Below are 10599 nucleotides of genomic sequence, written 5' to 3'. Positions count from 1 at the left end.
TTGAACTTGCTAGTGCTGAAGAAAAGGTCCATCTAGATACCCTAACAGCATGTATCAGTTTGGCAAGCGGGAATCATAGTGCAAGTCTGACCCCGCCGGAATGAACAGCACCTCCTCCACGGCAACCACCGGGTCCGTGAACAGGAACTGTTCAGGGTTATCGGTCCACTCGATGGCGCGGGGCGTGCTGTCGATATACCCCTCCTGGAGCATGGTATCCACCCGTTTACGGGGAACCTGCTCCGCCACTACGTCATAGCCGATCCGCTCAGCGATCAATGTCACTACGTCCCACATGATACCTGCAGGCTGATTATTCTTGACGATCAGGTAAGGAGGGTAGCCGTTGGGCGATACGTTGAAGCGCAGTGTTTTCGTGCTCTGCTCATTTGCCACTGCAGAGTGTGCTGTCGCTGTCAGTGCAAAAGCCAGAAGAAGCAGTGAGATGATTTGGAGCGAGGTACAGCTGCGGGAAGGCTGGTTTGGCATAAAAGGAACGTCCCGGTATCAGTAAATGACGCGAACCCGGCTACATCCCTGCCAGTACTCCAGCAATTGTTACGTTTAAGTAAGGTTATTTCAATGATTTCATCAGCATCTTCAGAAAATTTTACATTCTGAGTCCACCGAAAGCCTATCAGCCCGCAGATGCGGGCTGATAGGAATGGCCATCTACCATCGGAAATTACGCCCAGGCACGTCTGAGTACCGCCTTGGCATCCTCCAGAGTCACTTCTTTCGGATTGAACATGATGGCGCCATCGTCCAGCGCCACCTCGGCGATGCGTTCCAGCTGCTCCTCCACAACCTTGCCGGTTTCTTTCAAGGTGCGTGGCAGTTTGCAGTGCTTGTAAAGCGCATCCCGCATGCGGCGTATCGCCGAAATGCTGGCTTCGGCCCGCCGGGACGCCGGGGTTGCGGCATACACTTCCGGACCATCCAGATAGAGCAGCAGCTCGCCCAGGGGCTCACGAATCGACTCTATGTTGTATTCCAGCACGTAGGGCAGGTACAGGCTCATGCACAAGCCATGGGGCAGCTGGCAGATGGCGCCGGTCGCATGGCCCAGGGCGTGTACCAGGCCAACCATGGAGTTGGAAAACGCAATACCGGCCATGGTAGAGGCTTCGGCCAGTTCCAGGCGATTGTCGGCGTCTTTCGGGTTGTCCATGACGGCCAGCAGTGAGTTGCTGATTTTCTTGATGGCTGCCGTGGCGTACGCGTCACTCAGCGGATTCTTCGCCATGCAGGTAAACGCCTCGGTGGCATGAGTCATGGCATCCATGGCCGTTGCCGCTGTGATGTGTGGCGGCAGCGTCAAGGTCATGCGCGGATCGATGATCGCGGCATTCGGCAGCAGGAAGGACGAGGTGAACGGCAGCTTGACGTGCTTCTCGGTGTCTGCGATGACGGCCACGGCCGTGACTTCGGACCCGGTGCCGGCCGTGGTCGGTACCACAAAGAACGGCTTGAGCGGACGTTTGAGTACACCGGCGCCGGCGTAAGCGGCGATGTCGTCGCCGCCTTCGGAGACCAGAATATTGACCGCTTTGGCGGTATCAATGGCCGAGCCACCGCCCACGGCAATGATCGAATCGCATTTTTCGCTGCGGTAAACGCCGGCAATGTCGCGCACTACCGCCGTCGATGAATCCGGCGGTACGTCATCGTAAATGCTGACGATTTCCAGACCGCTCTCCTCACAGGCGGCGATAACCGGGTCCAACAGGCCTGCGGCACGAACGCCCTTATCGGTCACGATCATCGGCCGGGTGGCCGCCATGCCGCTCAGTTCGTAGGGCATGTGTTCAAGTGCAGCCTTGCCGGCGATGACTTTTACCGGGCAAAAGAATTCGTAGTATTTGTTCGACATTATGCTCTCACCGTTTCAACAAAGTTGGATGCGACCTTCAGGTAAATCCGTGCTGCGCTCATCAGCTTCTCCGGCAGGTGCAGGTCGGTCGGATATTCTTTCACCGCGCGCTTGGCTACCAGTTTGGGCAGGATGAACGACTCAAGCCTGTTCAGAACCCGCGTCATGCGAATGGCGTAGCTGATGTCGCCATCGACCAGCATGCGGTCGTTGGCGAATGCCACCGAGGTTTTCTCCTGGAATGACAGCACCAGAAACGCATGGGCAATGTGTTTGAACTGAATCGACAGGTCCACCGGTCGCGGCGCGGAGTTACCGTGATAATGGAAGCGGCCGTTGCCAACGTGCTCGACGATGAGGCTGGAGCCCTGCGGCATGACCATCATCTCGAACAGGAATCCCTCGGGCAGGGCGCTGGCGTCCTTCTGCACGGTGGCATCCACTTCACTGACGGCCTGCAGCGCACGCCCCATCACCTGGAACATGAGTTCCACGTAGAGTCGCCTCGCCTGGAAGGCCATCGGTTGGATACGTTTCGCAATCATGGCAATCGTCCGATTGTTGTTGATGTCATCCAATTTTTAGAGTTATTGCTCTAAAAGTCAATGCGGACGATGACAGAGTTTCTCCGTCATTGTGGCAAAAACAGAAAGGCCCGGTGAATACCGGGCCTTGGATGAGCGTGGTGAGGGGCGTTACTGGGTCAGATTTGCCAGCTTGCGCTTGGCTTCCTCGGCCACCTCGCCACCGGCCTCCGCCGCGGTGCTGTAGTAGCGGATTGCATCGTCACGGCGGTTCTGTTTCACGGCCACATCGCCCAGCCGCAGAAACGCGATGGACGTGGGGACCAGTTCGTTGGCTCGGGTCAGATTGCTCTGGGCCTTGTCGAGCTTGTCCTGCTTCAGGGCATTCAGGCCGTTGTGGAGTCGATAACTGAACATCTCCGGGTACAGCGCTACCGCCTTGTCAAAATCCTTTTCGGCCTTGGCCACGTCGTCCTGGGCCTGGTAGATCCGGCCGCGCAGGGAGTAGAACATCGCCTCGTTAGGCTCGATCCTGATGGCCTCGTTGACCTTGGCAAGGGCGCCTTTCATGTCCTTTTCGCTGGCGAGCTTGAGGGCTGCGTCGTGAGCGTCGTAGGCGGGCTGGAGTTTGCGAGCCATAGCCAGTTTTTTGTCATAAACGGCTTTGCCACGGTAACCGCCGGTGCCAATTTCCCGGGCCCGCTCGCGGTTTTTCTCCACCCGTTTCTGGGACGGGGGATGGCTGGCGAAGAGGCCGTCAATAAAGCTCGATTGGCGTCCTTCCGAGAGCTCGACGAACAGCTCCTGCAGTTCCACCGCAGCCTGGGGGTCATAGCCTGCTTCCACCATATACTCAATGCCATAGTGATCCGATTCCAGCTCATCGCCCTGGCTGTACTGTGCCAGCGCCAGCTGTGCGCCCATGGCGGCGCCGCCCATCAACAGTCCCGCCCATTCGTTGTCAGACAGCGCGAAACCGAGGCCGGCAACCCCGGCGCTGATCAGCATGCCCTGTTGCATGCGCTGAACGCTGTGCCGTGCCGCCGCGTGGACAATTTCATGGCCTAGGACCGACGCCATCTGGGCTTCATCCTCGAGACGGGTCAATAAGCCCCGGTTGATCGCAATCTTGCCTCCGGGCAAGGCCCAGGCATTGGGCACGCTGCTGTTCAGGACCACAAATTCGTAGGGCAGGTCAGGGCGGTCACTGACGGCGGCCAGTTTTTGCCCGACTTCGCGAACGTAAACCGTCAAATCGGGATCCAGATAAAACTGTCCGCCTTGGGTTTGCTGTGTGGGTGCGTATTGCTCCGCGCCGATTGACAGCTCCTGGCTCTCGGGTATCAGGGACAGCTGTTTTTTCCCGGTGACGGGATTAACGGCACAGCCGGCCAGTGCGGAAAGTGCGAGGGTCAGGGTCAGGCAGCGAAGGAACAGCCGGTTAGTCACGGTAAACTCCTGTGATCAGTCCTTGATCCGGGCGCGGAAGGCATTCCCGGTCGAATATGGGCAGTTTATACCACATCTGAGACGTCGGGGTGACTGCCCAAGCACCACGCCTGTCTGGAGCAACGGTGTCCCAGAGTGTATGATTATCCGCTTTCAAACCTACCGTTTTTACCTATCCGCATGTGGATCCCCCATGGCTGAATATCTGGAAGTGGTTGCGCTGGTCTGGTTCCTGATCTGTTGGCTGGGCTACACCGAGTATTCCCGTCGCAAAGCGAATGACCGGTCCTGCTTGTCAAATACCCTGGATCTGTACCGGGAAGACTGGATGAGGGTCATGTTGCGTCGTGAGAACCGGATATCAGACGCTTCCGTGGTGGGTAACCTCGAGCGTAACGGGGCCTTCTTTGCGTCCAGCTGCCTGCTGATCCTGGCCGGTATCATTACCGCACTGGGTTATACGCAGGAAGTGATGGAGGTGTTCAGTACCTTACCATTCGGCAACCTGCCCAGCCGCGCAGTGTGGGAGCTGCGTATGGTGGTTCTTCTGGTCGTGTTCATCTACGCCTTCTTCAAATTCACCTGGTCCATGCGGATGTACAATTTTGTGGCGGTACTGATCGGTGGCGCGCCGCCACCGGACGACACCAAAATCAGCCCGGCCGGCCGCGAAGCGTTTGCCCAGAGCGCTGCAAAGGTCTGTAATCTGGCGGGGGACGCCTTTAACCTTGGCCTGCGCTCCTATTACTATGCCCTGGCCGTGGTGACCTGGTTTATACACCCCCTGGCGTTTATCGGGGCGTCGACACTGGTCGTGGTGGTTCTGTACCGCCGGGAATTCCGCTCTGATGCGCTCCAGGCGCTGCGCTCCGGCAAAGTGTTCGAGGAGCCGGTGGCCAGGGTCGAGCCCACGCAACCCAATAACAGCTAATCAAACTGGCACTGCTGCATGACTGATGACATCCGCATGAACCGGGTTCGCCGGTTCCTTGACACCCTGAACCAAGCCCGGGAACTGGGCCTGACCGTGGAAGCGGCCGGCGAAGGCACGCTGACCATGCGCTTGCCCTACAGCGATCGCATTATCGGCAATCCGGATACCGGCGTGATCCACGGTGGCGCCATCACCACGTTGATGGATACCACCTCGGGTTCCGTGATCATCTGTGCGCTGGACGATTTTGAGCTGTGCCCGACCCTTGATCTGAGGGTGGATTACATGCGTTCGGCGGAGCCCCACAAGCCGGTCTTTGCCCGCGCAGAAACCTACAAAATCACCCGCAACATTATTTTCACCCGCTGTGAAGCCTATCAGGAAGGTGGCGAAACCATCGCCAACTGCGTTGGTACGTTCATGCGTATCGGCAAGGACGCGACCCCGAAAAGCTACTCGGAACTGATCACCGGAGGTGAACAATGACCGACCCGGAAATTCTTGGTTATACGCGGGAGACCGGTGATTTCTCCCGGATGCTGGAAAGCGTACCCTACGCCCGGTTTATCGGCCTCGAATGCGAGCGCTTCGGCGATGATCTGATCTTCCGCTTGCCGAAAAAGGAAGAGAATCTGGGCAACCCGGTTCTTCCGGCTATTCATGGTGGTGTGATCGGTGGTTTCATGGAAATGTCCGCCGCGATCTACCTGATGATGTCCCAGGAAAGCCTGCGCATGCCGCGCATTGTCGATTTTTCGCTGGATTACCTGCGCGCTGGCCTCGATCGTGAAACCTACGCGGAATGCCGATTGACCCGCCAGGGCAACCGGGTGGCCAATGTGATGATCACCGCCTGGCAGAAATCCCGTTCACAGCCGATCGCTACCGCTCGCGCTCACTTCCTCCTCGAAGACTGATTTCCGCACGGTCCGGGGCTTGAATTGCCCCGGGGTGCCCCCACTTTCCCTTTCAAGATGAATTCCGTGCATGAAGCGGGTGCGGGTGCGTTGCCGAAACACGCTGTTAATACGTCCATGTACGCTCGGCTCCGCCATCCATGGCTCCGCACGGTTTCGGCAACGCACCCGCACCCGCTTCCCAGAACTGTGAGTTACTTTAGGAGAAAGAAACGCCATGACGGTAGAAGCCAATAAAGAAACGCTTGGATTCCAGACCGAAGTGAAGCAACTGCTTCATCTGATGATTCACTCTTTGTATTCGAACAAAGAGATCTTCCTTCGTGAACTGATTTCCAACGCCTCCGATGCCGAAGACAAACTGCGTTTTGCGGCGCTGAAAGACGACGGCCTCTATGAAGGGGAATCCGAGCTGAAAATCCGCCTGGATTTCGATGGGGAAAAGAACACCATCACCCTGGCCGATAACGGCATCGGCATGACCCGTGACGACGTGGTTCAGAACCTGGGCACCATTGCCCGTTCCGGTACCGCCGAGTTTCTACAGCAGCTCTCTGGCGACGAAAAGAAAGACAGCAAGCTGATTGGTCAGTTCGGTGTCGGTTTCTACTCCGCGTTTATTGTGGCTGACAAGGTAGAAGTCTTTACCCGCCGTGCCGGTGCTTCGAAAGAAGAGGGTGTGCACTGGGAGTCGAACGGCGATGGTGAGTTCACCATCGAGCAGGTTGATCGCGAGTCCCGGGGTACCGAGATTGTTCTGCACCTGAAATCCGACGCAAAGGAATTCGCCGACGGCTTCCGTCTGCGCGGCCTGGTGAAGAAATACTCCGACCACATCTCCTTCCCCGTGGTGATGAAGGCCGAATCAGAGGAAGAAGGCAAAGAAGGCGAGTACGAGACCGTCAACGATGCCACCGCCCTTTGGACGCTGCCCCGCACCGAGATCAAGGACGAGGAATACAAGGAATTCTACAAGCACATCGCCCATGATTTCGAAGATCCGCTGACCTGGTCCCACAACAAGGTGGAAGGCAAGCTGGATTACACCAGCCTGTTATACATTCCGGCCCGAGCGCCGTTCGACATGTACAACCGGGAAGCGCCTCGTGGTCTGAAGCTTTACGTGCAGCGCGTGTTCATCATGGACGACGCCGAACAGTTCCTGCCGCTGTACCTGCGTTTTGCCAAAGGCGTGATCGATTCCAACGATCTGTCGCTGAACGTGTCGCGGGAAATTCTGCAGAACGACAGTACGGTAGAGAGCATTCGCTCCGCGTTGACCAAGCGGGTACTGGACATGTTGTCCAAGCTGGCAAAGAAAGACGGCGAGCAGTACCAGAAGTTCTGGGACGAATTCGGTACCGTGATCAAGGAAGGCCCGGCGGAAGATTTCGGCAACCGCGAAAAAGTTGGCGGCCTGCTGCGATTCGCGTCAACCCTCACCGGTGAGCGCACCCAGACTGTATCTCTCGATGATTATATTGGCCGTATGAAAGACGGTCAGAAAAAGATCTACTACATCACCGCTGACAACTTTACGGCCGCCAAGAGCAGCCCGCATCTGGAAGTGTTTCGCAAGAAAGGCATTGAGGTGCTGATTCTGTCCGACCGTATTGACGAGTGGATGATGGGTTACCTCAACGAATACGACAGCAAGCAGTTCCAGGACGTTGCCCGTGGTGATCTGGATCTGGGTGAAGTAGAGACCGAGGAAGACAAGAAGCACAAGGAAGAAGCGGCCGCCGAACACAAAGATTTACTGGAGCGCATCAAGACGGCCCTGCAGGACCGCGTACAGGACGTGCGTGTCACCAATCGTCTGACCGATTCGCCCGCCTGTCTGGTGGTCGGTGACTTCGACATGGGCGCGCAGATGAAGAAGATCATGGAAGCCGCCGGCCAAAAAGTGCCGGACAGCAAGCCGATCTTTGAGATCAACGTGGACCACCCGCTGGTTCAGCGCCTCGAGAACGAGCAGGGCGATGAGCGTTTCGGCGAGTTGTCCGCCGTGCTTCTGGACCAGGCGACCCTGGCCAGTGGCGAACAGCTTGAGGATCCGGGTGCCTACGTCACTCGCCTGAACCGTCTGTTGCTGGAACTGGCCCACTGAGCGCCAATGCACCAGATCATTGTGGACCTCAGCATCAGCCCTGACGAGTGGATCAAACTCTATCAGGGCGTTGCGACCGATGTTCACACCACCGCCCGGGACGGACGTTCGGTCCGCTTCCCGGCGCGGATTCTCTCCCGTTTCTACCTCCGCGACGGCATTCGTGGCAGCTTCCGGATCGTGTTTGACGACGCCGGCAAGTTCGCATCCATTGAACAGCTTTGAGCCGACGCACACCCTCGTATGATGGCCAGTCATAAACAAAAGCTTTCATAATTTTATTTTTAATTAATTGTATCCGCTGTTGCCCGCCGCGCTATGGTAACCCTGTTCTCGTAAGAAAGGAGTCGCCCGATGTCAGCGTTTTCACTGGGTCGTCACAAAGATTGGCGAAGTTATCTGGGAATACTGGCGGACTACTCGAGCGATTTTGCTTGCGCTCAGTAACTCCGGGTGAGTCCGGAATACCGGCGAGTAAGCCTATAGGCATTCACTATACGGGACATAAGAAATCCTGCGAGCAGGGTATTTTATCTGTCCTATAGTTAGTGGGCTTCCATAGAGAAAGTGTCGTTTTGCAACCCGATCAGGAGAGAGCAATGACTCAGAATAATGACTCAGGCGGAAAGTGCCCGGTAATGCACGGTTCCAATACCCAGGAAAAGGCCAGCGTAGCGGGCTGGTGGCCGGAAAACCTGAACCTCGAGATCCTGCATCAGCACGACTCCAAGACCAACCCGATGGGCGAGGATTTTGACTACCGGGAAGAGGTCAAGAAGCTCGACCACAAAGCCCTGGAAAAGGACATGCATGAGCTGATGACTGACAGCCAGGACTGGTGGCCAGCTGACTGGGGTCATTACGGTGGTCTGATGATCCGTCTGGCGTGGCACGCTGCGGGTACTTATCGCCTGGCCGATGGCCGTGGTGGTGCGGGTACCGGGAACCAGCGTTTTGCTCCTCTCAACTCCTGGCCCGACAACGGCAACCTGGACAAGGCTCGTCGTCTGCTGTGGCCCCTCAAGAAAAAGTACGGCAACAAGATCAGCTGGGCCGACCTGTTCATTCTGGCCGGTAACGTTGCCTATGAGTCCATGGGCTTTAAGACTTTCGGCTTTTCTTACGGCCGTGCAGACATCTGGCACCCGGAAGAAGACATCTACTGGGGTGCGGAAAAAGAGTGGCTGGCACCGTCAGACAGCCGCTACGAGGACGTAACCAAGCCCGACACCATGGAAAACCCGCTGGCCGCTGTCCAGATGGGTCTGATCTATGTGAACCCGGAAGGTGTCAACGGTAATCCTGATCCGCAGGCAACGGCTGAACAGGTACGGACCACGTTTGCCCGTATGGCCATGAACGATGAAGAGACTGCGGCGTTGACCGCCGGCGGACATACCGTGGGCAAAGCGCACGGTAATGGCGACGCGGATGCGCTCGGGCCAGAGCCGGAAGGTGCGGATGTTGAAACCCAGGGCTTTGGCTGGATGAACCCCAACCTGGATGGCAAGGCCACCAACGCTGTGACTTCTGGTATTGAGGGTGCCTGGACCACCAACCCGACCAAGTTCGACATGGGTTACTTTGACCTGTTGTTCGGCTACGAGTGGAAGCTGACCAAGAGCCCGGCCGGTGCCAACCAGTATGAGCCGATCGGTATTAAAGAAGAGCACATGCCGGTTGATCCCACGGATATGAAGACCCGCGTTCGGCCGATGATGACCGATGCCGACATGGCCATGAAGGTGGATCCCAAGTACCGCGCCATCTGCGAGAAGTTCATGGCAGATCCGGCTTACTTCCAGGATTGCTTTGCCCGCGCCTGGTTCAAGCTGACTCACCGTGACATGGGCCCGAAAGCTCGTTACATCGGTCCGGACGTGCCGGCCGAAGACCTGATCTGGCAGGATCCGTGCCCCCAGGGTGATACCAACTACGTCGAAGAAACCGTCAAGGCGAAGATCGATGAAGCTGGCCTGAGCCTGAATGAGCTGATCACCACAGCCTGGGACAGCGCCCGCACCTTCCGTGGTTCCGACATGCGTGGCGGTGCCAACGGCGCTCGCATCCGTCTGGCTCCGCAGAAGGACTGGGCAGGCAACGAGCCGGATCGTCTGGCCAAGGTACTGAAGGTGTACGAGAAGATTTCTGCCGAGACCGGCGCCAGCATTGCTGACGTCATCGTTCTGGGCGGTAATCTGGGCGTCGAGAAAGCCGCCAAGGCAGCGGGCCACGACGTACACGTGCCCTTCCTGAAAGGCCGTGGCGATGCTACAGACGCTCAGACCGATGCAGAGTCTTTCGAGCCGATGGAGCCGCTGTCTGATGGCTTCCGCAACTGGCAGAAGAAGGACTACGTAGTCAAACCGGAAGAAATGCTTCTGGACCGTGCCCAGCTGATGGGCCTGACCGCGCCGGAAATGACCGTGTTGATGGGCGGCATGAGGGTGCTGGGTACCAACTACGGCAACACCAAACACGGTGTATTCACGGATCGCGTTGGCCAGCTGACCAACGACTTCTTCGTGAACCTCACCGACATGGCGAACCGTTGGGAGCCCACTGGCAAGAATTCCTACAACATTGTGGATCGCAAGAGCGGCAACACCAAGTTCACCGCGACCCGTGTTGACCTGGTGTTCGGATCCAATTCCATCCTGCGCGCCTACGCCGAGGTGTACGCTCAGGACGACAACGAAGAAAAGTTTGTGAAAGACTTCGTTGCGGCCTGGACCAAGGTCATGAACGCGGACCGCTTCGACGTTAAATAAGCCACGCTGCAAAGGGCAGGC

The 10599-nt window shown here is 57.3% G+C and carries 10 protein-coding genes; 6 read left to right on the top strand and 4 right to left on the bottom strand.

The annotated features are described in order from the left end of the window. Window positions 1–54: 54 nt before the first annotated feature. From MLC70_RS10395 to MLC70_RS10380, 4 genes are all read right to left on the bottom strand, one after another. On the bottom strand, window positions 55–396 hold the full coding sequence (locus MLC70_RS10395; RefSeq protein WP_248183620.1) for a substrate-binding periplasmic protein: 342 nt from the start codon (window positions 394–396) through the stop codon (window positions 55–57). Between the two features lie 289 nt (window positions 397–685). Further along, on the bottom strand, window positions 686–1873 hold the full coding sequence (locus tag MLC70_RS10390) for an iron-containing alcohol dehydrogenase (RefSeq protein WP_248183619.1): 1188 nt from the start codon (window positions 1871–1873) through the stop codon (window positions 686–688). Then, entirely contained in the window at window positions 1873–2418 is a 546-nt protein-coding gene (locus MLC70_RS10385; protein ID WP_248183617.1) for a hypothetical protein, read from the bottom strand. Before MLC70_RS10385 ends, MLC70_RS10390 begins: the two co-directional genes overlap by 1 nt. Window positions 2419–2568: 150 nt before the next feature. Then, window positions 2569–3846, bottom strand: coding sequence for a M48 family metalloprotease (locus tag MLC70_RS10380; protein ID WP_248183616.1), 1278 nt, complete (start codon window positions 3844–3846; stop codon window positions 2569–2571). A 193-nt stretch (window positions 3847–4039) separates the two neighbouring features. Between MLC70_RS10380 and MLC70_RS10375 the strand changes: the two genes are divergently transcribed. The 6 genes from MLC70_RS10375 to katG all read left to right on the top strand — a co-directional run bounded on the left by MLC70_RS10375 (window position 4040) and on the right by katG (window position 10578). Further along, window positions 4040–4777 carry a DUF599 domain-containing protein gene (locus tag MLC70_RS10375; protein WP_248183615.1) on the top strand — a complete coding sequence of 246 codons (738 nt, stop codon included), beginning with the start codon at window positions 4040–4042 and terminating at the stop codon, window positions 4775–4777. A gap of 18 nt (window positions 4778–4795) precedes the next feature. Continuing rightward, on the top strand, window positions 4796–5266 hold the full coding sequence (locus MLC70_RS10370) for a PaaI family thioesterase (protein ID WP_248183614.1): 471 nt from the start codon (window positions 4796–4798) through the stop codon (window positions 5264–5266). After that, window positions 5263–5697, top strand: coding sequence for a PaaI family thioesterase (locus tag MLC70_RS10365; protein ID WP_248183613.1), 435 nt, complete (start codon window positions 5263–5265; stop codon window positions 5695–5697). The genes MLC70_RS10370 and MLC70_RS10365 overlap by 4 nt, the downstream gene beginning before the upstream one ends. 217 nt (window positions 5698–5914) lie before the next feature. Next, a complete protein-coding gene (htpG, locus tag MLC70_RS10360) occupies window positions 5915–7807 on the top strand; it encodes a molecular chaperone HtpG (protein ID WP_248183612.1) in 1893 nt (630 codons plus the stop codon). A gap of 6 nt (window positions 7808–7813) precedes the next feature. Next, entirely contained in the window at window positions 7814–8032 is a 219-nt protein-coding gene (locus tag MLC70_RS10355; protein WP_248183611.1) for a DUF2835 domain-containing protein, read from the top strand. Window positions 8033–8406: 374 nt separating this feature from the next. Continuing rightward, window positions 8407–10578, top strand: a complete 2172-nt coding sequence (gene katG, locus MLC70_RS10350; RefSeq protein ID WP_248183610.1) for a catalase/peroxidase HPI — start codon at window positions 8407–8409, stop codon at window positions 10576–10578. Window positions 10579–10599: the final 21 nt, after the last annotated feature.

Origin of the sequence: Marinobacter goseongensis (assembly GCF_023156235.1) — a bacterium.
In the GTDB taxonomy this organism is placed as follows: Bacteria; Pseudomonadota; Gammaproteobacteria; order Pseudomonadales; family Oleiphilaceae; genus Marinobacter; species Marinobacter goseongensis.
The sequence above is the reverse complement of the archived record's forward strand: the minus strand, read 5'-3'. Positions and strand labels throughout refer to the sequence as shown.

Coding starts and splice junctions, on each gene's coding strand:
- MLC70_RS10390 (WP_248183619.1), bottom strand. CDS start 1,873: ATGTCGAACAAATACTACGAATTCTTTTGCCCGGTAAAAGTCATCGCC.
- MLC70_RS10385 (WP_248183617.1), bottom strand. CDS start 2,418: ATGATTGCGAAACGTATCCAACCGATGGCCTTCCAGGCGAGGCGACTC.
- MLC70_RS10375 (WP_248183615.1), top strand. CDS start 4,040: ATGGCTGAATATCTGGAAGTGGTTGCGCTGGTCTGGTTCCTGATCTGT.
- MLC70_RS10370 (WP_248183614.1), top strand. CDS start 4,796: ATGACTGATGACATCCGCATGAACCGGGTTCGCCGGTTCCTTGACACC.
- MLC70_RS10365 (WP_248183613.1), top strand. CDS start 5,263: ATGACCGACCCGGAAATTCTTGGTTATACGCGGGAGACCGGTGATTTC.
- htpG (WP_248183612.1), top strand. CDS start 5,915: ATGACGGTAGAAGCCAATAAAGAAACGCTTGGATTCCAGACCGAAGTG.
- MLC70_RS10355 (WP_248183611.1), top strand. CDS start 7,814: ATGCACCAGATCATTGTGGACCTCAGCATCAGCCCTGACGAGTGGATC.
- katG (WP_248183610.1), top strand. CDS start 8,407: ATGACTCAGAATAATGACTCAGGCGGAAAGTGCCCGGTAATGCACGGT.